Raw genomic sequence first — 23,048 nt, forward strand, 5'->3', positions numbered from 1 at the left:
CCGTTGTCCCTAGCTCTTGAGTTGATACGGGATGGCGGGATGAAAATCAGGAATGGTGATGGTGGCGAGCAGGCAAAGCTGACCGGTTGGGGCAGTCGGGCTTGGTGCAGTTGGCATAAATCGACAGCGAATGGTCGGCAATGGCAAAGCCCTTGAGTTCAGCCACGGCGTGCTGCCGCTTCTCGATCTCGGCGTCGTAGAACTCCTCGACCCTGCCGCAGTCGAGGCAGACCAGGTGGTCGTGGTGCTGGCCTTCATTGATCTCGTACACCGCCTTGCCCGATTCAAAATTGTTGCGGTTGAGCAGGCCGGCCTGCTCGAACTGCATCAGCACCCTGTACACCGTGGCCAGCCCGATGTCCGAGCGCTCTTCAAGCAGTACCCGGAAAACATCCTCGGCCGTCATGTGGCGCTGCTTGCCGGCCTGGAAGATTTCCAGTATTTTCAGTCGCGGCAGGGTAGCCTTCAGGCCGGTGTTTTTCAGCTCGTCAATGTTGCTCATGGGAATCTCTCTGGAAACTGTTCGGGAAAGGGGTGCCGTCCCGGACGGCCTGAAAACAGGTCTGAAAGCACCCAGCCGCTACAATGTTTGATCATATCGCTACACCTTCCACTATGTCTGCCCTGCCTGCAAATCCTCATTACAGCATTCGAAAAATCCTTATTGCCGTGGCCTGTGGAGTGCTGGCGTCGTGCAGCAGCGGCACGATGAGCAGCAGTTCGATCAACCCCGTCAACTGGATCACGCCCTACAAGGTCGACGTCATCCAGGGAAATTTTGTCTCCCGCGAGCAGGTGGAACAACTCCAGGCCGGCATGACACGCGATCAGGTCAAGGCTGTGCTGGGAACGCCCTTGTTGACCAGCCTGTTCCACGCGGACCGGTGGGATTACGTGTTTACGCTGAAGCGCCAAGGCGTCGAGCCCCAGGCGTTCAAGTACACCGTCTTCTTCAAGGGCGACCAGCTGGAACGCTTTTCCGGCGACAGCATGCCCAGCGAGGCAGAGTTCATCTCCACGCTGAGCAACAAGCGGGTGCTGGGCAAGGTGCCCGTGCTGCAAGCCAGCGAAGAGCAACTCAAGGCGGCGGAAAAGTCATCGGTTTCCAGAGCCAATGCAAACGCTCAGCCCGAAACGACCAGTGTGCCAACGGGTCCGTCCACCACGGTTTACCCGCCGCTGGAAAGCCCGAAGCAATGAGCGCGGGTTCACTGGAGCAGGACCGTCCGTACAAAATCGCCATTGCCGGCGCCAGTGGCCGTATGGGCCACATGCTGATCGAGGCGGTGAATGCCAGCACTGACTGCCTGCTCACAGGCGCGCTGGATGTGGCGTCAAGTCCCGCCATCGGCCAGGACGCGTGCGCCTTTGCCGGCCGTTCCAGCGGCATCCTGATTCATTCGGACCTGCGCGAAGGCCTGAAAGATTCGCGGGTGCTGATTGATTTCACACGGCCCGAAGGCACGCTCGCCCACCTGGCCGCTTGCCGTGAACTCGGCATCAAGCTGGTCATTGGCACGACCGGTTTTTCAGACGCCCAGAAGGCTGAAATTCAGGATGCAGCCAAGGACATCGCCATTGTCATGGCGCCCAACATGAGCGTGGGTGTCAATGTCACGCTCAAGCTGCTGGAGATGGCGGCGAAGGCGTTGTCCACCGGTTACGACATCGAAATCATCGAAGCGCATCACCGCCACAAGGTCGATGCGCCCTCGGGGACCGCGCTCAAGATGGGCGAGGTGATTGCAGGTGCGCTGGGCCGCGACCTCAAGGACTGCGCCGTCTATGCCCGCGAAGGCGTGACCGGCGAGCGCGACCCGTCGAGCATCGGTTTTGCCACCATACGCGGCGGCGACATCGTTGGCGACCATACCGTGCTGTTTGCCGGCATTGGCGAGCGCATTGAAATCAGCCACAAGTCCTCCAGCCGCGCCACCTATGCCCAGGGCAGCCTGCGCGCCGCCCGCTTCCTGCACAGCCAGGCGAGCGGCCTGTTTGACATGTTCGATGTGCTCAATCTGAAGTGATGCAGGCATGAGTCTGCTGGCCCTCATCTCGCAAGGCGGACTGATCAGCCAGGCGGTCGCGGCGCTGCTGCTGGCCATGTCGGTCGGCAGCTGGGTCGTCATCTTGTGGAAAGGCTGGCTGCTGCGCCGTGCCACGGGCGACGTGGCGCGCAGCACAGCGGCTTTCTGGCAGTCGATGTCGTTGGAAGCGGCCTGCGAAAAAATCGCCGTGTTCGACCGCGAAGCGCTGGTGTTGCCGCTCATTGCCGCGACGCAGGCCAGGGCGCAGGGCACGCTGGCGACGGCCGGCGACAAGTCGGCGCAACTTACCCGGGTGCTGCGCGATGCCTTGCATGCGGTGTTGCAAAAGCTGCAGTTTGGCCAGGTTTTGCTGGCCACGGTCGGCTCCACTGCGCCTTTTGTCGGGCTGCTGGGAACGGTCTGGGGCATTTACCATGCGCTGACCGGAATGGCATTGGCGGGCCAGGTCACCATCGACAAGGTTTCGGGTCCGGTGGGCGAGGCGCTCATCATGACCGCTGCCGGCCTGGCGGTCGCTATTCCGGCCGTGCTGGGCTACAACGTGTTCGGCCGCAGTATCGGCCGCATCGAGGCCGACCTGGAAGGATTCGCTTTTGACCTGCGCGAACTGCTGGCGGTGCGCAACAACCCGCTGGTGGCGCCGTGAGCTTTGGCCGGCTTGAACGAACGAATGCTCCGCCGCCGATGAGCGACATCAACGTCACGCCGCTGGTGGACGTGATGCTGGTGCTGGTGGTCATCTTCATCATTACCGCCCCCTTGCTGGCCAGCGCCATCCGGCTTGACCTGCCCAGGACCGACGCGGCCAAGGCGGTTGATGCGCCCCGGTTTGTCACGCTGGTCGTCGATAAAACAGGTCAGGCTTTCCTGGACGACAAGCCGCAGCCGCTCGACGAACTGGCACGCCTGCTGGCGCAAACCGCCCGCCAGCATCCCGACACCGAGGTGCAGTTGCGCGCCGACGAAGCCGTGCCCTACGGCAAGGTCGTAGAAGTCATGGGCGTGGCGCAGAAAGCCGGGCTCAGCCGCATCGGCTTTGTCGCCGAGCCGTCGCCGCCTGCCGGCTTGAGTGCGCCTTCGGGCGGCTAGCCGGTGGCGTCCAGCCCCTAAAATCACGTGTTCGCAGCCAAGGCTGCCCGCCCCGGGCCCGGGGTTTCCTTTTTTCGGTAGCCAGATTTTTCCATGCAAGACAAATACAACCATATCGACGTCGAGCGCAGCGCGCAAACCCACTGGAATGCCGCCGACGCCTACCGCGTGACCGAGGATGCGAGCCGCCAAAAATACTACGCCTGCTCCATGCTGCCGTATCCCAGCGGCAAGCTGCACATGGGCCATGTGCGCAACTACACCATCAACGACATGCTGAGCCGCTACCTGCGCATGAAGGGCTACAACGTCCTCATGCCCATGGGCTGGGACGCGTTTGGCCTGCCGGCTGAAAATGCGGCGCTGAAAAACGGCGTGCCGCCCGCCCAGTGGACCTACGACAACATCGCCTACATGAAAAAGCAGATGCAGGCGATGGGTCTGGCCATCGACTGGAGCCGCGAAATCGCCACCTGCGACCCTAGCTACTACAAGTGGAACCAGTGGCTGTTCCTGAAGATGCTGGAAAAAGGCATTGCCTACCGCAAGACCCAGCTGGTGAACTGGGACCCCGTGGACCAGACCGTGCTGGCCAATGAGCAGGTAATTGACGGCAAGGGCTGGCGCACCGGCGCGACCGTCGAGAAGCGCGAGATTCCGGGCTATTACCTCAAGATCACCGACTATGCCGAAGAACTGCTCGACAGCGTGCAGCACAAGCTGCCGGGCTGGCCCGAGCGCGTCAAGCTGATGCAGGAAAACTGGATCGGCAAGAGCGAAGGCGTGCGCTTTGCGTTCCCGCACGACATCCAGGATGCCTCCGGCTGCCTGATCGGCGACGGAAAAATGTACGTCTTCACCACGCGCGCCGACACCATCATGGGCGTGACCTTCTGCGCCGTGGCGCCCGAGCATCCGCTGGCGGTGCATGCCGCTTCGGCAAACCCTTCGCTGGCGGCGTTCATTGATGAATGCAAGTCCGGCGGCACCACTGAAGCCGAAATGGCGACGCAGGAGAAGAAAGGCCAGCGCACCGGCCTGTTCGTCACGCATCCGCTGACCGGCGACAAGGTCGAAGTGTGGGTCGGCAATTACGTGCTGATGAGCTATGGCGACGGTGCGGTCATGGGCGTTCCGGCACATGACGAGCGGGACTTTGAGTTTGCCAAAAAGTATGACTTGCCGATCAAGCAGGTGACCGATGTTCAAGGCAAGGCCTACAGCCTTGAGGCCTGGGCCGACTGGTACGGCGACAAGCAGCAAGGCGTTGCGATCAACTCGGGCAAATACGATGGCCTGGGTTTCAAGGCAGCAGTCGATGCCGTCGCCGCCGCCCTGGCCGCCCTGGGCCTGGGCGAAAAGAAAACCACCTGGCGCCTGCGCGACTGGGGCGTGAGCCGCCAGCGCTACTGGGGCACGCCGATTCCCATCATCCATTGCGACGAGCACGGCGCGGTGCCGGTACCGGAACAAGACCTGCCGGTGGTGCTGCCGATGGATTGCATTCCCGACGGCTCGGGCAACCCGCTGCACAAGCACGAAGGCTTTCATGCCGGCGTGACCTGCCCGGTCTGCGGCAAACCCGCGCGGCGAGAAACCGACACCATGGACACCTTCGTGGACAGCTCGTGGTATTTCATGCGCTATTGCGACCCGAAGAACAGCGAAGCGATGGTGGCAGGCGGTGCCGACTACTGGATGCCGATGGACCAGTACATCGGCGGCATCGAGCATGCGATCCTTCACCTGCTGTACGCCCGCTTCTGGACCAAGGTGATGCGCGACCTCGGGCTGGTCAAGATTGACGAGCCCTTCACCAAGCTGCTCACGCAGGGCATGGTGCTCAACCACATCTATTCGCGCCGCACCGACAGGGGCGGCAAGGAATACTTCTGGCCGCACGATGTCGAGCATGTGCTGGACGACGCTGGCAAGATTACCGGCGCCCGGCTCAAGAATGCCGTGGGCGACCTGCCGGTCGCAACGCCCATCGACTACGAAGGCGTGGGCACCATGTCCAAGTCGAAAAACAATGGTGTCGATCCGCAGGACATCATTGAAAAGTACGGCGCCGACACCGCGCGCCTGTACACCATGTTCACCGCGCCGCCCGAGGCCACGCTGGAGTGGAACGATGCCGGGGTGGAAGGCTCCTATCGCTTCCTGCGCCGGGTCTGGAATTTTGGCGTCAAGCTCGATGCTATGAATTCAGGAGCTATTGATGCAGATGCAGCATGCGGAAAAGGCCTATTTGATAAAGAATCCAAGGCGCTGAGGCTGGAAGTGCATACCCTGCTCAAGCAGGTGGACTACGACTACCAACGCATGCAGTACAACACCGTGGTCTCGGGCGGCATGAAACTGCTCAACGCGCTGGAAGATTTCAAGGGCGAAGTCTCGGCGGCCTCCGTGGGCGCCTTGCGCGAAGGCTTCGGCATCCTGCTGCGCTGCCTGTATCCGGCAACGCCGCACCTGGCGCACACGCTGTGGGCCGAACTGGGCTACGCCGAAAAGGGCGTCGACCTGCTGGATGCGCCGTGGCCTGAAGTGGACGCCAGCGCCTTGCAGCAGGACGAGATTGAACTGGTGCTGCAGATCAACGGCAAGCTGCGCGGTTCGGTCACGGTGCCAGCTGGCGCCAGCAAGGCCGAGATCGAGGCGGCGGCGCTGGCTTCGGAGGCGTTTGTCCGTCAGGCGGCAGGCGCGCCCGCCAGGAAAGTCATCGTCGTTCCGGGCCGCCTGGTCAACATCGTCGTGTGAGACACGGCGCTTTCGTCAACATTCAACAAGGCCAACCCATGCAGCGTCGCGCTTTTCTGGTTTTTTCGGCTTCCGCCGCCTCGCTGGCGTTGCTCAACCTGAACGGCTGCGGTTTTGCGTTGCGCAAGGCGCCGAACTTTGCGTTCTCCACGCTGTACAGCGGCCTGGCCGAGTCGTCCCCGCTGGGTGTGGAACTCAGGCGTTCGCTGGAGGCCACCGGCAAGGTCAGGGTGATCACCGATGCGCGCCGTATCAGCGAGGCGCAGGTCGTGCTTGAGGTTCTCCAGGACCGGCGTGAAAAGGTGGTGCTCAGCTTGAACTCGTCTGGCCAGGTGCGCGAGTTTCAGTTGCGGCTGCTGTTTTCTTTCCGCCTGCGCACCCTGGCAGGCCGCGAACTGATTCCGGCAAGCGAAATCGCCCTGCAGCGCGACATCAGCTTCAACGAATCGGCGGTGCTGGCGAAGGAGGCCGAGGAAGCGCTGCTGTACCGCGACATGCAGAGCGATGTCGTCCAGCAGGTCATGCGCCGTCTGGCGGCGGTGACCAGCCTGGAGTAAGCCCAGCCAGAAATTGCTGGTCATGCCATGGCGGGCGCTGAGGCAGTCCGGGCGCGCATGGCTGAATAAAGCGGTCCGAAGGCCTGTTTTGATACGGATTTCCCTGAATTCGATCCAGATCAAGACAGTGGCCCATAAAGCCGCTAAGCTGGCGGATCATGCAAACGGCCAGCCTGTCACCTTTATCCCTGTCGCCGTCCAGCCTGACGGATGAGCTGACTCCTGCAGGTGCCACGCCGCTGGCCATGCTGGACGACCCCGACGAATGGTCGGCCTTCAGCCGGTCGCTGGCCGGGCAGCCTTCTTGCTGGGAATCCAGTGTGGTGTTTGAAGGCATGCACTGCGCCGCCTGCGCCCTCACGATTGAAGATGCCCTGCGCAAGGTGCCGGGCGTGCTGTCGGCCGACATCAGCGCCGCCAGCCATCGGGGACGGATTGTCTGGTCGGAAACCCGGGTCAAGCCATCGGGCTGGATGCAGGCCGCCGCGCGGGCCGGCTACCCGGCCGTGCCTGCCAACGATGCCTTTGCCAATGACCGCCGGCGAGTCGAAACCCGCCAGGCGCTGTGGCGCCTGGGCGTGGCCGGCCTGTGCATGATGCAGGTGATGATGTACGCATGGCCGGCCTACGTGGCCGAGCCGGGCGACCTGGCGCCCGACATGGCGCAGCTGCTGCGATGGGCTTCCTGGGTGCTTTCATTGCCGGTGCTGCTATTTTCCTGCGCGCCTTTTTTCCGCAATGCGCTACGCGACCTGCGACACCGCCGCGTCAGCATGGACCTGCCGGTGGCGCTGGGCATGGGCATCACCTTTGCCGTCAGTTCCATGGGCACGTTCGAGCCCACCGGTATTTTCGGTGCCGAGGTGTATTTCGACTCGTTCACCATGTTTGTCTTCTTCCTGCTGACCGGGCGCTGGCTTGAACTGCGGCTGCGCGACCGAACCGCAGGCGCGCTTGAAGCGCTCATGAACCGCCTGCCCGACAGTGTCGAGCGCCGCGGCGCCGACGGCGCTTTCGAGCGCGTGGCCGTTCGGCGGCTCAGCGCGGGCGACGTGATCCGGGTGTTGCCGGGCGAAGCTTTTCCGGCCGATGGAATCATTCTGGAAGGCCGCACGCTGGCCGACGAATCGCTGCTGACCGGTGAATCGCGTCCCTTGCCGCGCGACAAGGGCGGGCTCGTGATTGCCGGCAGCCACAACCTTGCGGCCCCGGTGGTGGTGAGGGTGGAGCTTACCGGCGGCCAGACGCGGTTTGCGCAGATCGTCGCGCTGATGGAAAGCGCTTCGACCTCCAAGCCGCAACTGGCCCAGTTGGCCGACCGTATCGCCAAGCCCTTCCTTTTGTTGGTGCTGGTGGCCGCTGGCGGGGCCGGCGCTTATTGGTGGTCGCATGACCCGGGCCATGCGCTGATGGTGGCGGTGGCGGTCCTGATCGTCACCTGTCCCTGCGCGCTGTCGCTGGCCACGCCGGCCGCCATGCTCGCCAGCGCCGGTTCGCTGGCGCGCAGTGGCGTGCTGGTCCGGCGTTTGCAGGCGCTGGAAGCACTGGCAACGGTGGACACGGTGGTATTCGACAAAACCGGCACCCTGACACGCGACGCGTTTGCGCTTGGCGAGGTGCATACCCGCAAGGGCATTTCCAGCGAAGAAGCCTTGGCGATGGCGGCCGCGCTGGCGAAGGATTCCCTGCACCCGGTATCGCGTGCGCTGGCAGCGGCAGGGCACGGTGGTGCGGAGCAGGGCGCCTGGACGGTGCGGGACGCACGGGAAACCGCCGGGCAGGGCGTGTCAGGGCGTCTTTGCAGGGCCGGCAATGCGGCATCTTCTGTCCTGGCACGCCTGGGTTCGGCCCGGTTTTGCGATGTAGACCCGCCTGCCACGTCAGCCCTGCACGCCTGCCTGAGTGACGACAAGGGATGGATTGCCACCTTTGAGCTGCAGGAAGACCTGCGTCCTGACGCCCATGCCACGGTGGCGGCGCTGACGGCCCAAGGCGTCAAGGTTTACCTGTTGTCGGGCGACTTGCCGGAATCGGCAGCCCGCGTTGCCTGGCAAGCCGGCATCGACAACAGCCAGGGGGGCTGTACCCCTCAGGACAAGCTTGCCTTTCTGCGCGGCCTGCAGTCTCAGGGACACCATGTGGCCATGGTGGGCGACGGACTGAATGACGGTCCGGTTCTGGCGGGCGCCCATGTGTCTTTTGCTTTTGGCCAGGCGGTGCCTCTGGCGCAGGCCCAATCCGATCTGGTGGTGATGGGGGACCGCCTGGGCACGGTGGCCCAGACCCTGGTGCAGGCGCGGCGCACCTTGCGCATAGTTCGCCAGAATCTGTGGTGGGCGGCTGTCTACAATGCCGTCTGCGTGCCACTGGCCGTGGCCGGCTGGCTGCCCGCATGGCTGGCGGGAATAGGCATGGCGCTCAGTTCACTGCTGGTCGTGCTGAACGCATTGCGGCTGTCCTCGGCCGCCACACCTCTGGAAGGCCTTTGATGGACATCCTTTTTTTACTTATCCCGTTGTCGGTCATTCTGGTTTTTTTTATTCTGGGCGGCTTGGGCTGGGCTATTTATAGAGGCCAGTTTGAAGACATCGATGCCGAAGGCGAGCGCATTCTTCGTGATGATTGACGTAGGTCAAGCTCAAATTCGTTACATCGCGATACTCTTAAGAAGTTACTAAGTAAAGAAGAGGTAAAAATGACATTTGCCAATACACGGGCCACGACCTACAACGACACCGTTGTACGGCAGTTTGCCATCATGACAGTGGTCTGGGGAGTGGTCGGCATGCTGGTCGGGGTGATCATCGCGGCCCAGCTGGCCTGGCCGGACCTGAATCTCGGCATTCCCTGGCTCAGCTATGGGCGATTGCGGCCGCTGCACACCAATGCGGTGATTTTTGCGTTTGGCTGCTGCGGGTTGATGGGCACGTCCCTTTATGTGGTTCAGCGTACCTGCCAGGTGCGCCTGTTTTCCGACAAGCTGGCTGCGTTCGTCTTCTGGGGCTGGCAGGTGGTCATCGTGGCAGCTGCCATCTCGCTTCCGCTGGGCTACACCCAAGGCAAGGAATACGCTGAACTTGAGTGGCCCATCGACATCCTGATCACGCTGGTCTGGGTGGCCTACGCCTTCGTGTTTTTCGGCACGGTCGGCACCCGCAAGGTCCGGCACATCTACGTCGCCAACTGGTTCTATGGTGCGTTCATCATCGCAATTGCCATGCTGCACCTGGTGAACAACGCTGCCATTCCGGTCGGTTTCATGAAGTCCTATTCCGCCTATGCCGGCGTGCAGGATGCCATGGTGCAGTGGTGGTACGGCCACAACGCCGTGGGCTTCCTGCTGACGGCAGGTTTCCTGGGCATGATGTATTACTTCATTCCCAAGCAGGCCGAGCGTCCCGTGTACTCGTACCGCCTGTCCATCGTCCACTTCTGGGCGCTGATCTTCACCTACATGTGGGCCGGTCCGCACCACCTGCACTACACCGCATTGCCAGACTGGACGCAGTCGGTCGGCATGGTGTTCTCCCTGATATTGCTGGCGCCAAGCTGGGGCGGCATGATCAACGGCATCATGACCCTGTCGGGTGCATGGCACAAGCTTCGCGATGATCCGATCCTTCGCTTCCTGATCGTGTCGCTTTCCTTCTACGGCATGAGCACGTTCGAAGGCCCGATGATGGCCATCAAGACCGTCAACGCACTCTCGCACTACACCGACTGGACCATTGGGCATGTGCATTCGGGCGCCCTGGGCTGGGTTGGCTTGATCACCATCGGCAGCATGTACTACCTGATCCCGCGTCTCTTCGGCCAGAAGCAGATGTACAGCATGAAGGCAGTCGAGGTCCATTTCTGGACGGCCACCATCGGCATCGTGATCTATATCGCGGCCATGTGGATTGCCGGCGTGATGCAGGGCCTGATGTGGCGCGCGGTTAATACTGACGGCACGCTGACCTATACCTTCGTCGAGTCGGTCAAGGCCACTTTCCCCTTCTACGTACTGCGTCTGCTCGGCGGCTTGCTGTACCTCAGCGGCATGGTGATCATGCTCTGGAACACCTACAAGACCGCTACGGCCGGTCGTTCAGTCACCGTCACCATCCCGGCGGCCGTAGCCCACGCTTGAGGAAAAAAACAATATGGCTAACCAAAAATCAAGCGGCGGCCTCTCCCACGAGAAGGTCGAAACCAGCAACTTCCTGATGATCGTGCTGATTCTCATCGTGCTTGCCATTGGCGGCTTGGTGGAAATCGTGCCCCTCTTTTTTCAGAAGTCCACCACCGAGCCGATCAAGGGACTTCAGCCCTATACCGCGCTGCAGGTGATTGGGCGGGACATTTATGTGCGGGAAGGCTGCTACAACTGCCATTCGCAAATGATTCGCCCGTTCCGGGCAGAAACGCTGCGTTATGGTCCCTATTCGGTGGCTGGCGAGTCTGTCTATGACCATCCGTTCCAGTGGGGCAGCAAGCGCACCGGGCCCGATCTGGCGCGGGTAGGCGGCAAGTACAGCGATGAATGGCATCGTATTCACCTGAACAATCCGCGCGACCTGGTTCCTGAGTCAAACATGCCGGCTTATTCGTGGCTTGAAAAAACGCCGGTGGATGCTTCGTCCATCAAGACCCACATGCAGGGATTGCGTACGGTAGGCGCGCCTTACACCGATGAGCAGATTGTTGCAGCACCTTCCGATGTCAAGGGAAAAACCGAGATGGAAGCTGTGATTGCGTACCTGCAGGTACTCGGGATTCATCGTAAATAACCGAATAGGGCTTACGGCAATGGATATCAACACACTCAGGTCCATCGTGACGGTGGCCACTTTTTTAGTCTTCATAGGAATTGTGGCGTGGGCTTGGTCCAGTCGCAATGCCAAAGGCTTTGATGAGGCGGCTCAGCTTCCTTTCAAGCAAGACGAGTAGACCGCGCCAAGAACTGGACAAGGAAGAAAAAAATGAGCGATTTCACCAGTAATTTCTGGTCGGTCTTTGTGGCTGGCATCTCGCTGGTCGGCATCTTTGCCTGCCTGCTGCTCTTGTGGTTCAGCGGCAAGGCCAAAGCCATGACAGCCAACGACAACACCACCGGCCACGTCTGGGACGGCGACCTGCGCGAGATGAACAATCCCCTGCCGCGCTGGTGGGTCTGGCTGTTCGTCATCACCGTGGTGTTTTCCCTGGCTTACTTGGCGATGTACCCAGGTCTCGGCAGCTATGCAGGCAAGTTTGGCTGGAGCCAGGTTGGTCAGTACGAAGCCGAAGTAGCCAAAGGCAATAAGGAAGTTGAACCCTTGTACGCTAGGTTCAACAGCATGAAGCCTGAAGACGTGGCGGGCGACCCCCAGGCCATGGCCATTGGCGAGCGTTTGTTCATGAACAACTGTTCACAATGCCACGGATCAGATGCCCGTGGCAGCAAAGGATTTCCAAATCTTTCGGACAAGGACTGGCTGCATGGCGGCACCCCTGACAAGATTGTCGAAACCCTGGTCAAAGGCCGCATTGGCAACATGCCCCCCATGGCCGCTGCAGTGGGGTCTTCGGATGATGTCCGCAATGTGGCGCAGTATGTCTTGAGTCTGTCAGGCAGCCCACACGACTCGATCAAGGCTTCCCTCGGAAAAAGCAAGTTTGGCGCCTGCGCGGCTTGCCATGGTGTGGATGGAAAAGGCAACCAAGCCATCGGTGCTCCCAACCTGACCGACGATATCTGGTTGCACGGTTGGGGTGAAAACGCAATCGTGGCCATGATCAATAATGGCAAGGTAAACCAGATGCCTGCGCAAGAGGGTAAACTGACTGAATCCCAGATTCATGTTTTGGCATCCTATGTTTGGAGCTTGTCCAACAAGCCAGGCGCAGTAGCGCTGAAGTGATTCTTTACCCGGCAAGACTCCTACTGGAGTCTTGCATGGAGCAGTACCTGTGGATAATTTAAAGCCAACTCCTCGAAAAGTTATTCCCATCACGGTAATGGCTGGAGAGCAGTTGCAGGTCGCGTCAGCAACTGGCGATGGCGAATCAGGCAGCATTTATCAAGCTCAGAAGAAAATTTACCCTCGCAGCGTCACGGGGTTTTTTTCGAAGTGGCGCTGGGCCATGGTTTTTATCACTCAGCTGGTCTTTTATGGCCTTCCATGGCTGGAGTGGGGCCAGCGCCAGGCCGTCTTGTTTGACCTGGAAGCGCGGCGTTTCTATATTCTGGGCCTGGTTCTTTACCCGCAGGATTTCATTTACCTCTCGGGTATTTTGGTTATTTCGGCACTGGCGCTGTTCTTGTTCACGGCGGTGGCTGGTCGCCAGTGGTGCGGCTATGCCTGTCCGCAGACGGTCTATACCGAGATATTTCTCTGGCTTGAAAAGATCACCGAAGGCGATCGCTCGGCACGTCTGCGACTTGATGCAAGTCCCATGTCCGCCAACAAGCTGGCACGCAAGGCCAGCAAGCAGTTTCTGTGGATTGCCTTGGCCCTGTGGACGGGGTTTACCTTTGTCGGCTATTTCACGCCCATCAAGGAGCTGGGCGTCAGTTTCATCAATGCAGGCATGGGCCCATGGGAAACCTTCTGGGTTTTCTTTTACGGCTTTGCCACTTATGGCAACGCAGGCTACATGCGTGAACAGGTCTGCAAGTACATGTGTCCTTATGCCCGGTTTCAAAGCGCGATGTTCGACAAGGACACATTGATCGTCACCTATGACGAGGCGCGCGGTGAACCCCGCGGATCCCGTTCCAAGAAGGCTGATCCGGTTGCCCTGAACCTGGGTTCCTGCATTGACTGCACGCTGTGTGTCCAGGTCTGCCCGACGGGGATCGATATCCGCAAAGGGCTGCAATACGAATGTATCAGTTGCGCGGCGTGTATCGATGTATGCGATACCGTGATGGACAAAATGAATTACCCACGCGGCCTGATTCGCTATTCGACCCAGAATGCGGTGGTCCAGGGTTGGGGGAAATCGCAGCTTTTGCGTCGCATATTTCGCCCCAGGGTGCTGGTCTACACGGCCATCTTGCTGGCTGTGACCGCCGCCCTGTTCATCAGCCTGGCGCTGCGTTCCCCATTCAAGGTCGACGTGATTCGTGACCGTGCTTCGCTGGCACGTATTGTCAGTGGTGGAAAGATCGAAAATGTATATCGCCTGCAGGTGATGAATGCGACCGAAACCACCCAGCATTACCGCATTACCGCCACCGGCTTGACGGGCCTGATGCTGGCCTCCGAAGGCACTTTCACTGTCGAGGCGACCCAGGCGCGCGGGGTTCCCGTTACCCTGCAATTGCCGTATGAGGCTGCAAGCCCAGGCTCGCATGAAATCCACTTTGAAATCGAGGCTGTCAACTCGCCGGGACGTGTGGTCGAGAAGTCGGTATTCCTGGTGCCCCGCTAACTTAACAATGGAAATGTCATGAACCAAGAAGACGGACAACCCTGGTGGAAATTTGGGCATGTGTGGATGGTTTTTGCAGGGCCAGCATTGGTCATCGTTGCCTCGTTCATTACCTTGTATCTGGCCATCAAGGTTCCCGATCCTGTCGTGACCAGCTACGGCCAGGAAACACTGTCGAGTGCAGCGAGACGCGAGGCTTCTTCCACCAATATGGCGCCTGCGATGCAGGCCCGAAATCATGCCGCCACCGGTATCCCGGCGCCTGCCGAGCCTTGAAATGTGAAGGGAATTCAGGAAGGACTCGTCAAATGACTGGCCAATCCAGTCCTCAAATTACAGGAAAGATTTGAACTTTATGCTGGCTCAACGAATGATGTGGATTGCATGGCCTGCCTTCCTGACGGCGGGCGTGATAGAGATGCTGGTGTTTGCCCTGGTTGATCCGCAAAGCCTGCATTGGTTCGGCCAGCCTCTGGCGTTGTCTCGCGAAGCTGTTTACACACTGGCTTTTTTTGTATTTTGGCTGCTGACCATGACGTCGAGCGCCTTGACAACCCTGCTTGCCATGTCGCCATTCGAAGTAAATCGTCGCGAACTGGTCGCTAATGGGCGGCCCGGAAGCGGTGCCAAAGAAGTCAAGGCCAATTAAAACGTCCGCCAGTCAGCCGACACAGAAAATATTCAGTGTCAGCAGGTTTTCTGGTTGTTGTTCACGATCAGTTTGAGCGCTTCGGTATCAAGGATACGCACGTGGCGTTGCTTGACTTCCACAATCTTGTCTTCAACGAATTTTGAAAAAGTTCGGCTGACCGTTTCGAGCTTCAGGCCCAGGTAGCTTCCGATTTCTTCCCGCGTCATGCGCAGCAGAAGTTCGGATTGCGAGAAGCCACGGGCATGGAGTCGCTGGACCAGATTCAGTAAAAAGGCGGCCAGGCGTTCTTCTGCGCGCATGCTGCCCAGCAGCAGCATCACGCCGTGCTCACGAACGATCTCGCGGCTCATGATCTTGTGGACGTGGCGTTGAAGCGATACAACTTCCCGGGACAACTCTTCAATGCGGTCAAATGGCATCACGCACACTTCGGCATCTTCCAGCGCTACAGCGTCGCAGGTGTGGTGTTCCCTGACAATGCCGTCCAGGCCGATGATCTCGCCAGCCATCTGAAATCCGGTGACCTGATTACGACCGTCTTCGGTGGTGATGCATGTTTTGAAAAAGCCGGTGCGGATGGCAAACAGAGACGTGAATTTTTCACCGTTGCTGTACAGGCGACCTCCGCGTTTGACCTTGCGCCGCACGGCAACCACTTCTTCGATCCTGTCCATCTCATCGGCTTTCAGGCCCATGGGCATGCAAAGTTCACGAAGATTGCAATTGGAGCAGGCAACTTTTATGGTGACAGGATTGATGGGCTGGAGTCTGGCTTCGCCTGGGGCTTCTCCGCGCTTGCCGGTCCCCATGGACTCTGGTGTGACCTCAAACATGACATTCTCCTCACGGGGTTCGTTGCTTGGTTTTAGACACGCTAACCGCTGACATATGTCAAACAAACAAGGCGGACTTCACGATACATTGGCAGTGCCTGCCCCGAAATCGCGGGTGCGCATTTCAAGGAACCGTCACGAACGCACCTGCGGTTGATTGTATGCCCATCCCCACTCATGAACTGACAGGCCGTTTCGATGCTTCGGGGCCCCGCTACACCTCATACCCGACGGCCGACCGCTTCGTTGAAGCCTTCACGGCCGAGCAGCTTGCGCAGGCACTCGCGCAGCGCCGAAACGGTGCGGCCGCCATGCGGCTGCCGCTGTCACTCTATGTGCATATCCCCTTTTGCGAATCGCTTTGCTACTACTGTACCTGCCACAAGATCATCACCAAAGACCATGCGCGCGGTGAAACCTACCTGCGCTACCTTGGCCGCGAGCTTGATTTGTACACCGCCCATCTGGGCACGGGCCAAGCAGTCAGCCTGCTGGATCTGGGCGGCGGAAGCCCTACCTTTCTGAATGATGGTGAACTGCGCAAGTTGATGGCCATGCTGCGGCGTAGTTTCCGGTTTGCACCGGGCGGGGAATATTCCATTGAAGTTGACCCACGAACCGTTGACTCCGCGCGACTTGCCACGCTGGCAGAACTGGGATTCAACCGGCTGAGCTTTGGGGTTCAGGATTTCGATCCGGCGGTGCAAAAGGCGGTTCATCGCATCCAGCCTGCCCGGCAGGTGTTTTCATTGGTCGAAGCTGCGCGTCTGAGGGGTTTCGAGTCGGTCAGTATTGACCTGATCCACGGGCTGCCGCAACAAACGACAGAGTCGTTTGACCGCACGCTGGCGCAGGTCCTGCAACTGCGGCCGGACCGCATTGCCCTGTATGCCTACGCCCATCTGCCCCAGCGTTTCAAGCCGCAACGCCGGATTGATGCGACCCAATTGCCTGACGCCAGCGCCAGGCTTTCCATGCTGTTGCACGCTCTTTCGGCCTTTCAGTATGCCGGTTATGTCCATATCGGCATGGATCACTTTGCCTTGCCTGACGATGCGCTGGCGGTTGCCAAGCGCCAGGGCCGCCTGCACCGCAATTTCCAGGGCTACAGCATCCAGCCCGACTGCGATCTGATCGGCCTGGGCGTCTCGGCCATTGGCAAGGTGGGCGCAGCCTACAGCCAGAATGCCAAGACCCTGGAAGAGTATTACGACTGCCTGGACCAGGGGCGATTTCCAGTGGTACGGGGGTTGGCGCTGTCACGCGACGACCTGGTGCGGCGAGGTGTCATCATGGCGCTGCTGTGCCAGGGCCAGTTGGAGTTCGAGTCGATTGAACTGGGGTTTTTGCTTGATTTCAAAAGTTATTTTGCCGCCGAACTGGAGCGGCTTTGCGCCATGCAGGCGCAGGGCGTGGTGGAGGTGAGTGACACCGGCCTTCAGGTGACGACGAAGGGCTGGTATGTGGTGCGCAGTGTGGCCATGGTTTTTGACCGTTACCTTCAGGCTGACCGTACGCGTGCAAGGTTTTCCCGGATCATCTAGAACGCTCTGATGCAAACTTCGCTGGCCATGACGGCCTTACTGATGGGACTGGCCGGCGGGCCGCACTGCATCGCCATGTGCGGCGCAGCCTGCGCGGGCATCGGCAACGCGGCCGGCGCGCGCAAGACGTCTGCCCTCTGGAGCTTCCAGGCTGGCCGGCTGGCCAGCTATTCGGCGCTCGGCGCGGTCGCGGCCGCGTCGATGCAGGGCCTGGGATGGCTGACCACCCAGACGGCGGTCATGCGCCCGGTCTGGACACTGTTCCATGTCGCCGTGATGATGATGGGGCTGATGCTGGTCGTGCTGGCCCGCCAGCCGGTCTGGCTCGATAGCACGGCGCGCAGCGTGTGGAGCCGGGTCCGGGCTTTCAATGCGTCCTGGGGTCGGGGCGCGCCGCTGGCCATTGGCGCGCTGTGGGCCTTCATGCCTTGCGGGCTGCTGTATTCGGCGGTGCTGGTGGCGGCCCTGAGCGGCGGTCCCCTGGATGGCGCGCTGACCATGGCGCTGTTTGCGCTGGGCAGCAGCGTGTCCCTGCTGACCGGTCCCTGGCTGCTGATGCGCCTGCGGGGCGGCGGCAGCGGTGAATGGGGAATTCGCCTGGCCGGTCTGGCGCTGGCGGCCACTTCGGGCTGGGCCTTGTGGATGGGGCTGGCGCATGACACCGCGCCCTGGTGCGTGAGTTAGGCCCCCACGCTCTGCCGCTGCGCGGGTCGCTGCCCCCCGAGGGGGCGCTGCGCCTGCGGCCCGGCAAAGCCGGTTCCGTGGCCCCTGCTGGTGGGGATGGGCGCCCCGCGCGTCCCTCTTTGCGGGGTTTGCTGCCTGCCCCCGATAGCGGCTACGCAAACGGCACGACGAAGCGGGTTCTGCCTTCCCTGCTGGTGCCGGCTGGTTTTCGGCCTTTGGGAGGTGCACGTTCTGATCAGAAAACAAATTTCAGTGTCGAATAGGCCTCTTGCGCATGCTGGATATGCGTAAGCAGCTATAAAAACAGTAGCAAATGGCAATCTGTTGAGCTTTGAGTGCCGCGACGGATGTGCTTGGTGATCTCGTTTTAGCCTCGGCGCATCAGCGTGCTTTTTCCGAACAGGCTTTCGATCAGGTCCAGCGCCACTTCGGCCGTGGCATTGCGCACGTCGAGCGCAGGGTTGAGTTCCATCACGTCAAGCGATGCCATGCGGCCGGTGTCGGCAATCATTTCCATGCACAACTGGGCTTCGCGGTAGGTGGGTCCGCCCTTGACCGCCGTTCCGACGCCGGGCGCGAAGCTGGCGTCCAGAAAGTCCACGTCAAAGCTCACATGCAGGTGCGTGTCGTCGTCCATGCCGGCCAGCGCCGCCTCCATGGTCCGCTTCATGCCCATTTCGTCGATGTAGCGCATGTCGAACACTTCCAGCCCCGACTCCCTGACAAAGCGTTTTTCGCCGGCATCGACGCTGCGGATGCCGATCTGGCGAATGGCCGAAGGCTCGATCGCCGGCGACAGCCCGCCAATGCCGGTCAGTTCGGCCGGCCCGTGGCCGCACAGCACCGCCACCGGCATGCCGTGCGTGTTGCCGGTGGGCGTCAGCGCGTCGGTGTTGAAGTCGGTATGCGCATCGAGCCACAGCACGCGCAGCTTCCTGCCGCGCTGGCGGCAGTAGCGGGCCACCGCGCTGATCGAGCCAATCGCCAGGCAATGGTCGCCGCCCAGCAGCAGCGGCATGTCGCCGTCGATCAGCGCCGCATGCACCGCTTCGTGAACCGCATGGTTCCAGGCTGCGACCTCGACCAGGTGACGGTAGCCGCTGACGGGCGATTGCCAGGGGTTGGCCGGTCCGCTCAGGTTGCCCTGGTCGGTGACGCGCAGGCCGTGGCTTTCCAGCGTCGGCTGCAGGCCGGCCACGCGGAACGCTTCCGGACCCATCGAGGCGCCGCGCGTGCCCGCGCCAACGTCGGTGGGTGCGCCTATCAGTCGGATGTGCTGGGTCATGTGGTCATCGATTCGCGGTTAGGGGCAATTTGTTTCATGGGCGCCTTGCTGTTCAGAAAGGCCGGCTTGAGAAGCTGGTACAGGTCCTTGGGATCGTCAAGCCGGGGAATCAGGGGTAGGCGCTGGCCCAGTCCGAGCAACCGGGCCTGGGCGTAAAGATAGCGCAGCGCCGAGAAATCCTCAAGCGCAAAACCGACCGAGTCGAACACCGTGACCTGCTCGGCGCTGCCCCTGCCCGCCGCATGGCCTGCCAGCACCTGCCACAGTTCGGTGACGGCAAAGCCGGACGGCATCTGCTGCAAATCGCCTTCCACGCGGGTTTGCGGCTCGTATTCGACGAAGACCTTGGCGGCGGCCAGCACCTCGGGATGGATTTCGGTCTTGCCGGGGCAGTCGCCGCCGACCGCGTTCAGGTGGGTGCCCGGCCTGAGCATGCCGGCGGTGATGATGTCCGCGCGGGTCTTGTCGGCGGTGACGGTGGTCACGATGTCTGCGTCACGCACCGCCTCCAGGCTGCTGGCGCAGGCCCGCAGGCGCAGGCCGGCGCTGTCCGGATTCGCCTGCAGGTTGCGCATCAGCTTGGCGGTGGCGGCGGCATCCACGTCGTAGAGGCGGATTTCCTCGATACCGAGCAAATGGTGAAAAGCCAGCGCCTGGAACTCGCTTTGCGCGCCGTTGCCGATCAGCGCCATCACGCGGCTCTCGGGCCGGGCCAGCGCGCGCGCCGCCAGGGCCGATGTGGCGGCGGTGCGAAGGGCGGTGGCCAGTGTCAGTTCACTGAGCAGCATCGGCATGCCCGTGGCCACGTCGGCCAGCACCCCAAACGCCATGACGGTGGGCAGGCCGTGCGACGTGTTTTTTGGATGGCCGTTGACGTATTTGAAGCTGTAATGGCTGGCATCGGCAATCGGCATGAGTTCGATCACGCCATCCGGCGAATGGCTGGCCAGGCGGGCCGACTTGTCAAATCGGCTCCAGCGTAAAAAATCCTGCTCGATGCACGCCGTCATGCCCTGCAGCATAGGGACCATGCCTTGCCTGCGGACCATGGCGGCCACATCGGAGGGGCTCAGGAAAAGCGTTTCCTGGCAGGTTTGGGTGAGATGTTTCATGCGGGCCTCGCGCGGGTTTGGAAAAGATGCACCCAGTGTCTTTCCGAGTCAAGGCAATCACAAGTGCCAGAAGTGCTTTCAAATTGCTACATTGTTGCCGTTCTGGCAGCCTAAAATATCATAATGGATGAAACCGACCACCAGTTGATCTCCCTTCTGCGCCAGGATGCGCGCCTTTCCGTGGCGACGCTGGCCAGCCGGCTGGGGGTTTCGCGCGGCACCGTCACCAACCGGCTGCGCAAGCTGGAGGATGACAGCGTCATCGTCGGCTACACCGCGCGCCTGCGGCCCGATGTGCAGCGCAATGAAATCAAGGCCTGGATGAGCATTGCGGTCGAGGGCAACCAGACGCGGGCCGTGATCGCCAGCCTGCTCGGCGAGCCTGGCGTGGCCACGCTGCACGACACCAACGGCCGCTGGGACCTGCTGGCCGAACTGCGCGCCGAGAACCTGCAGGACCTGGCCAAGGTGCTGGAGCGCATCCGCCTGCTCAAGGGCATCAGCAATACCGAAACCAGCATTCATCTGGAAACCTACCGACTCTCCTAGAATCACTCCCTATGCAACTGGCTCCTGCCCAACTGACCGAACATCTCAAGCGGGGCCTGAAAAGCCTCTACACCCTGCATGGCGACGAACCCCTGCTGGTGCAGGAATTTGCCGATGCCCTGCGCTCGGCAGCCCGGCAGCAAGGCTACACCGAGCGCACCGTGCATACCGTGGCCGGCGCGCATTTCGACTGGAGCGAGGTGCTGGCCAGTGGCGGCTCGCTCAGCCTGTTTGCCGACAAGCAGATCGTGGAAGTCCGCATTCCCGGCGGCAAGCCGGGCAAGGACGGCTCGGTGGCGCTGCAGCAGCTGGCCGAGCGTGCCCAGGGCGATGACTCCACGCTGACGCTGGTGATGCTGCCCCGCCTCGACAGTGCGACCGCCAAGGGCGCATGGTTCGGCGCGTTGGAGAGCTTCGGCGTGACCGTCAAGTTCGACCCGATCGACCGCCGCATGCTGCCGCAGTGGATTGCGCAGCGCCTGCAGCAGCAGGGCCAGCGCGTGGCCAGCGGCGAGGAAGGACAGCGCACCTTGCAGTTCTTTGCCGACCGGGTCGAAGGCAACCTGCTGGCGGCGCACCAGGAAATCCAGAAGCTGGCGCTGCTCCATCCGGTCACGGGCGAAGGCGTCCTGAGCTTTGAGCAGGTGGAAAACGCCGTGCTCAACGTGGCGCGCTATGACGTGTTCAAGCTGTCCGAGGCGGTGCTCGGCGGCCAGGCGATTCGCGCTGCCCGAATGATCGACGGCCTGCAATCCGAAGGCGAGTCCGAAGTGCTGGTGCACTGGGCGCTTAGCGAGGACATCCGCGGCATGAAACGGGTTAAAGACGCCATTCACGCTGGCCGCCCCATGCCGATGGCGCTGCGCGAAAACCGCGTCTGGGGCGCCAAGGAAAAACTCTATGAACGCGTGCTGCCCGGCATCAGCGACGCCGCCTTGGCAAAACTGCTCGATGCCGCGCAAAAGGTCGATGGCATCGTCAAGGGCCTGAAGCAGCCCGACTGGCCGCTGAGCGGCTGGCAGGCGCTGCACCGGCTGGCCGGCATGGTCTGCGAGCACTGCGCGGCGCCATCGCGCGGGCCTTCTTCTGCTGGCCGCGCAACGCCCGGAGGCATGAGGAATTAAGCCGAATGGCACTTACTTTGGCTCGTAAGCATGACCATGCTTCTCGACATGTTGGCGGGCTTGGGCGCGCGGCACCTTCAACCAGGGGTAGGGTTTGGGCCTTCGTTTTCGCATTCGCGGCTCGATGCGTCCGGGTCGATGGCCGACCCGGCATTGAGCGATCAACGCGAACAACTGCCCGCAATCCTTGGTGGCTGAGAGGCCTCGCGAGACCCACTCTAACCACAGTTGCACCGTGTGCTTAAAGCTCAGGCCGCGCGGGTCTATCCCGGCATTGCAGGCAGCCTGCGCCATGAGCAGTCGGATCACGTTGTAAGCGAGCAGATGGACCCACAGTTGCTTTTCGTTCATCTGCGGCGTCTGACAGCTCAGTACATCCATGCCCGTGGTGGTCTTGAGGTTGCGCAGGTCCAGCTCAACGTTCCAGCGACGCGCGTACAGCGCCGAGAGGTCGCGCTTGGTGACCTGGCGATGGTTGAGCAGCGTGGTGACCAGCACCTGATGATCGACCTTGACTTCACGCAGCGTGATCTCATCGGGAAAGCGCGCGTACTGCTCGGGCGTCATCCACTCTGGACGGGCTGCGGGCTTGGGCCAGCGCACGATGTGATCGCGTGTGCCCAGCGACTGGCCGCGTCGAAAGTCGGTGATTCGTGCTCCGTTTTGCTCGAACAGCGCATCCACACCGGCGGCCATCAGCGTGGCGATCAGAAAATAGTTGCAGTACAAGGCATCGGCAAGCATTACATCGCCGGGGCAAAAGCCTGCGAGCAGACGGCGTACCAGCCCAAGCTCGCCACTGCCTTTGCCGCGCTGTGGCCCTATCGCCGCGTCCAGCGCCGCGCCGGTGGCCAGGCAAATCACCATGACCAGCCGCGCCAGGGGAAAGCCGACCCCGGGCGCCTGCGTGCTGGGCTGGGGATACAAGGCTTGGTTCTGCGCGGTATCGGGCATCGACAGGCAGGTGCCGTCCACCAGCTTGACCGCGCGACCGCGCCAGAGCCATTGCGCCAGCGCTTTTTCGCCGAGCAGCCGCCCTGTTTTGCGCGCGAGCGTGCTGACCATCTCCAGTGGCAGCCGCTGACGAGCCCTGCAGTACCCGCCAGTGCGAACGCTGCACGCGCTCAAACCATCGGCTGCGCGCTGCGCCGCCCAGCCGTTGACCGCCTTCTGGCATGAGCCATCGGCCTCCAGCGCCTGGCGCATGAACATCGACAGCGTCACCGTTGGCGGATACAGCCGCTCGCGGTGCTCGGGCAGCAGCGCTTCGCTCGTGTGCAGCAACTCCGGACTCGTCAGCACGTTGAAGAACTCCACCGCTTCGGTCGATCGCGCGCGCCGTCCAATGCCTCTTTGACGTTGATGCAAAACGCTTCGGGCATTACGATCCATGGTGTCAGGCCTTAGCAA

At 61.4% G+C, this 23,048-nt stretch carries 24 protein-coding genes; 19 read left to right on the forward strand and 5 right to left on the reverse strand.

The genetic code is table 11. The features are described from left to right. Window positions 1-46: 46 nt before the first annotated feature. Window positions 47-502 (reverse strand): ferric iron uptake transcriptional regulator, encoded by a 456-nt coding sequence (gene fur / locus EC86_RS0117945; protein ID WP_029527219.1) that lies wholly within the window; start codon window positions 500-502, stop codon window positions 47-49. Window positions 503-615: 113 nt separating this feature from the next. Between fur and EC86_RS0117950 the strand changes: the two genes are divergently transcribed. The 15 genes from EC86_RS0117950 to EC86_RS0118020 all read left to right on the forward strand — a co-directional run bounded on the left by EC86_RS0117950 (window position 616) and on the right by EC86_RS0118020 (window position 14,504). Then, complete coding sequence (locus tag EC86_RS0117950; RefSeq protein WP_029527220.1) at window positions 616-1,200, forward strand: outer membrane protein assembly factor BamE; 585 nt, start codon at window positions 616-618, stop codon at window positions 1,198-1,200. Continuing rightward, on the forward strand, window positions 1,197-2,027 hold the full coding sequence (gene dapB / locus EC86_RS0117955; RefSeq protein WP_029527221.1) for a 4-hydroxy-tetrahydrodipicolinate reductase: 831 nt from the start codon (window positions 1,197-1,199) through the stop codon (window positions 2,025-2,027). The genes EC86_RS0117950 and dapB overlap by 4 nt, the downstream gene beginning before the upstream one ends. 7 nt (window positions 2,028-2,034) lie before the next feature. After that, a complete protein-coding gene (locus EC86_RS0117960) occupies window positions 2,035-2,694 on the forward strand; it encodes a MotA/TolQ/ExbB proton channel family protein (RefSeq protein WP_029527222.1) in 660 nt (219 codons plus the stop codon). Beyond that, entirely contained in the window at window positions 2,691-3,137 is a 447-nt protein-coding gene (locus EC86_RS0117965; protein ID WP_029527224.1) for an ExbD/TolR family protein, read from the forward strand. The genes EC86_RS0117960 and EC86_RS0117965 overlap by 4 nt, the downstream gene beginning before the upstream one ends. Window positions 3,138-3,230: 93 nt before the next feature. Beyond that, complete coding sequence (gene leuS, locus EC86_RS0117970; protein WP_029527225.1) at window positions 3,231-5,897, forward strand: leucine--tRNA ligase; 2,667 nt, start codon at window positions 3,231-3,233, stop codon at window positions 5,895-5,897. 38 nt (window positions 5,898-5,935) lie between these two features. Continuing rightward, window positions 5,936-6,454 (forward strand): LPS-assembly lipoprotein LptE, encoded by a 519-nt coding sequence (locus tag EC86_RS0117975; protein ID WP_029527226.1) that lies wholly within the window; start codon window positions 5,936-5,938, stop codon window positions 6,452-6,454. A 158-nt stretch (window positions 6,455-6,612) separates the two neighbouring features. Continuing rightward, window positions 6,613-8,943 carry a heavy metal translocating P-type ATPase gene (locus EC86_RS0117980; protein ID WP_051676044.1) on the forward strand — a complete coding sequence of 777 codons (2,331 nt, stop codon included), beginning with the start codon at window positions 6,613-6,615 and terminating at the stop codon, window positions 8,941-8,943. After that, window positions 8,943-9,080 carry a cbb3-type cytochrome oxidase assembly protein CcoS gene (ccoS, locus tag EC86_RS0117985; RefSeq protein ID WP_029527230.1) on the forward strand — a complete coding sequence of 46 codons (138 nt, stop codon included), beginning with the start codon at window positions 8,943-8,945 and terminating at the stop codon, window positions 9,078-9,080. The genes EC86_RS0117980 and ccoS overlap by 1 nt, the downstream gene beginning before the upstream one ends. Before the next feature lie 69 nt (window positions 9,081-9,149). Then, complete coding sequence (gene ccoN / locus EC86_RS0117990; RefSeq protein WP_029527231.1) at window positions 9,150-10,586, forward strand: cytochrome-c oxidase, cbb3-type subunit I; 1,437 nt, start codon at window positions 9,150-9,152, stop codon at window positions 10,584-10,586. A 13-nt stretch (window positions 10,587-10,599) separates the two neighbouring features. Further along, window positions 10,600-11,226 carry a cytochrome-c oxidase, cbb3-type subunit II gene (gene ccoO, locus EC86_RS0117995; RefSeq protein ID WP_029527232.1) on the forward strand — a complete coding sequence of 209 codons (627 nt, stop codon included), beginning with the start codon at window positions 10,600-10,602 and terminating at the stop codon, window positions 11,224-11,226. Window positions 11,227-11,245: 19 nt separating this feature from the next. Then, window positions 11,246-11,386 carry a CcoQ/FixQ family Cbb3-type cytochrome c oxidase assembly chaperone gene (locus EC86_RS0118000; protein ID WP_029527233.1) on the forward strand — a complete coding sequence of 47 codons (141 nt, stop codon included), beginning with the start codon at window positions 11,246-11,248 and terminating at the stop codon, window positions 11,384-11,386. A 32-nt stretch (window positions 11,387-11,418) separates the two neighbouring features. Continuing rightward, complete coding sequence (gene ccoP, locus EC86_RS0118005) at window positions 11,419-12,339, forward strand: cytochrome-c oxidase, cbb3-type subunit III (protein ID WP_029527234.1); 921 nt, start codon at window positions 11,419-11,421, stop codon at window positions 12,337-12,339. 97 nt (window positions 12,340-12,436) lie between these two features. Further along, window positions 12,437-13,855 carry a cytochrome c oxidase accessory protein CcoG gene (gene ccoG / locus EC86_RS0118010; RefSeq protein WP_051676045.1) on the forward strand — a complete coding sequence of 473 codons (1,419 nt, stop codon included), beginning with the start codon at window positions 12,437-12,439 and terminating at the stop codon, window positions 13,853-13,855. 18 nt (window positions 13,856-13,873) lie between these two features. Then, window positions 13,874-14,131, forward strand: a complete 258-nt coding sequence (locus EC86_RS0118015) for a hypothetical protein (RefSeq protein ID WP_029527236.1) — start codon at window positions 13,874-13,876, stop codon at window positions 14,129-14,131. Between the two features lie 79 nt (window positions 14,132-14,210). Next, entirely contained in the window at window positions 14,211-14,504 is a 294-nt protein-coding gene (locus EC86_RS0118020) for a hypothetical protein (protein ID WP_029527237.1), read from the forward strand. Window positions 14,505-14,542: 38 nt separating this feature from the next. On the opposite strand, the gene fnr is transcribed toward EC86_RS0118020, so the two are convergent. After that, window positions 14,543-15,265, reverse strand: coding sequence for a fumarate/nitrate reduction transcriptional regulator Fnr (gene fnr / locus EC86_RS0118025; protein WP_029527238.1), 723 nt, complete (start codon window positions 15,263-15,265; stop codon window positions 14,543-14,545). 236 nt (window positions 15,266-15,501) lie between these two features. Between fnr and hemN the strand changes: the two genes are divergently transcribed. Together hemN and EC86_RS0118035 are read left to right on the forward strand one after the other, a co-directional pair. Continuing rightward, window positions 15,502-16,884: an oxygen-independent coproporphyrinogen III oxidase gene (gene hemN / locus EC86_RS0118030; RefSeq protein WP_029527239.1), complete on the forward strand. Its 1,383-nt coding sequence runs from the start codon at window positions 15,502-15,504 to the stop codon at window positions 16,882-16,884. A gap of 9 nt (window positions 16,885-16,893) precedes the next feature. Next, window positions 16,894-17,568, forward strand: a complete 675-nt coding sequence (locus EC86_RS0118035) for a sulfite exporter TauE/SafE family protein (protein ID WP_029527240.1) — start codon at window positions 16,894-16,896, stop codon at window positions 17,566-17,568. Window positions 17,569-17,935: 367 nt separating this feature from the next. Here EC86_RS0118035 and rocF read toward each other — a convergent pair whose 3' ends face one another. After that, window positions 17,936-18,853, reverse strand: coding sequence for an arginase (gene rocF, locus EC86_RS0118040; protein WP_029527241.1), 918 nt, complete (start codon window positions 18,851-18,853; stop codon window positions 17,936-17,938). Continuing rightward, window positions 18,850-19,965 carry an ornithine cyclodeaminase gene (locus EC86_RS0118045; protein ID WP_029527242.1) on the reverse strand — a complete coding sequence of 372 codons (1,116 nt, stop codon included), beginning with the start codon at window positions 19,963-19,965 and terminating at the stop codon, window positions 18,850-18,852. Before EC86_RS0118045 ends, rocF begins: the two co-directional genes overlap by 4 nt. A gap of 123 nt (window positions 19,966-20,088) precedes the next feature. Here EC86_RS0118045 and EC86_RS0118050 point away from each other — a divergent pair, with 123 nt between their 5' ends. Then, window positions 20,089-20,514: an Lrp/AsnC family transcriptional regulator gene (locus EC86_RS0118050; protein ID WP_029527243.1), complete on the forward strand. Its 426-nt coding sequence runs from the start codon at window positions 20,089-20,091 to the stop codon at window positions 20,512-20,514. Between the two features lie 11 nt (window positions 20,515-20,525). Beyond that, window positions 20,526-21,638: a DNA polymerase III subunit delta gene (gene holA / locus EC86_RS0118055; RefSeq protein WP_036772369.1), complete on the forward strand. Its 1,113-nt coding sequence runs from the start codon at window positions 20,526-20,528 to the stop codon at window positions 21,636-21,638. A 12-nt stretch (window positions 21,639-21,650) separates the two neighbouring features. Here holA and EC86_RS0118060 read toward each other — a convergent pair whose 3' ends face one another. Beyond that, complete coding sequence (locus EC86_RS0118060; protein WP_029527245.1) at window positions 21,651-23,030, reverse strand: IS4 family transposase; 1,380 nt, start codon at window positions 23,028-23,030, stop codon at window positions 21,651-21,653. Window positions 23,031-23,048 lie beyond the last annotated feature (18 nt).

This window comes from Polaromonas glacialis, assembly GCF_000709345.1.
Taxonomy (GTDB): domain Bacteria; phylum Pseudomonadota; class Gammaproteobacteria; order Burkholderiales; family Burkholderiaceae_C; genus Polaromonas; species Polaromonas glacialis.

Bases quoted from the DNA above. Each gene is read 5' to 3' on its own strand.
- EC86_RS0118035 (WP_029527240.1), top strand. From the start codon at position 16,894: ATGCAAACTTCGCTGGCCATGACGGCCTTACTGATGGGACTGGCCGGC.
- leuS (WP_029527225.1), top strand. From the start codon at position 3,231: ATGCAAGACAAATACAACCATATCGACGTCGAGCGCAGCGCGCAAACC.
- EC86_RS0117950 (WP_029527220.1), top strand. From the start codon at position 616: ATGTCTGCCCTGCCTGCAAATCCTCATTACAGCATTCGAAAAATCCTT.
- dapB (WP_029527221.1), top strand. From the start codon at position 1,197: ATGAGCGCGGGTTCACTGGAGCAGGACCGTCCGTACAAAATCGCCATT.
- EC86_RS0118045 (WP_029527242.1), bottom strand. From the start codon at position 19,965: ATGAAACATCTCACCCAAACCTGCCAGGAAACGCTTTTCCTGAGCCCC.
- EC86_RS0118050 (WP_029527243.1), top strand. From the start codon at position 20,089: ATGGATGAAACCGACCACCAGTTGATCTCCCTTCTGCGCCAGGATGCG.
- ccoP (WP_029527234.1), top strand. From the start codon at position 11,419: ATGAGCGATTTCACCAGTAATTTCTGGTCGGTCTTTGTGGCTGGCATC.
- holA (WP_036772369.1), top strand. From the start codon at position 20,526: ATGCAACTGGCTCCTGCCCAACTGACCGAACATCTCAAGCGGGGCCTG.
- ccoG (WP_051676045.1), top strand. From the start codon at position 12,437: ATGGCTGGAGAGCAGTTGCAGGTCGCGTCAGCAACTGGCGATGGCGAA.
- EC86_RS0117980 (WP_051676044.1), top strand. From the start codon at position 6,613: ATGCAAACGGCCAGCCTGTCACCTTTATCCCTGTCGCCGTCCAGCCTG.
- fur (WP_029527219.1), bottom strand. From the start codon at position 502: ATGAGCAACATTGACGAGCTGAAAAACACCGGCCTGAAGGCTACCCTG.
- EC86_RS0117975 (WP_029527226.1), top strand. From the start codon at position 5,936: ATGCAGCGTCGCGCTTTTCTGGTTTTTTCGGCTTCCGCCGCCTCGCTG.
- EC86_RS0118015 (WP_029527236.1), top strand. From the start codon at position 13,874: ATGAACCAAGAAGACGGACAACCCTGGTGGAAATTTGGGCATGTGTGG.
- EC86_RS0117960 (WP_029527222.1), top strand. From the start codon at position 2,035: ATGAGTCTGCTGGCCCTCATCTCGCAAGGCGGACTGATCAGCCAGGCG.
- ccoS (WP_029527230.1), top strand. From the start codon at position 8,943: ATGGACATCCTTTTTTTACTTATCCCGTTGTCGGTCATTCTGGTTTTT.
- EC86_RS0118020 (WP_029527237.1), top strand. From the start codon at position 14,211: ATGCTGGCTCAACGAATGATGTGGATTGCATGGCCTGCCTTCCTGACG.
- EC86_RS0118000 (WP_029527233.1), top strand. From the start codon at position 11,246: ATGGATATCAACACACTCAGGTCCATCGTGACGGTGGCCACTTTTTTA.
- ccoN (WP_029527231.1), top strand. From the start codon at position 9,150: ATGACATTTGCCAATACACGGGCCACGACCTACAACGACACCGTTGTA.
- ccoO (WP_029527232.1), top strand. From the start codon at position 10,600: ATGGCTAACCAAAAATCAAGCGGCGGCCTCTCCCACGAGAAGGTCGAA.
- hemN (WP_029527239.1), top strand. From the start codon at position 15,502: ATGCCCATCCCCACTCATGAACTGACAGGCCGTTTCGATGCTTCGGGG.
- EC86_RS0118060 (WP_029527245.1), bottom strand. From the start codon at position 23,030: ATGGATCGTAATGCCCGAAGCGTTTTGCATCAACGTCAAAGAGGCATT.
- rocF (WP_029527241.1), bottom strand. From the start codon at position 18,853: ATGACCCAGCACATCCGACTGATAGGCGCACCCACCGACGTTGGCGCG.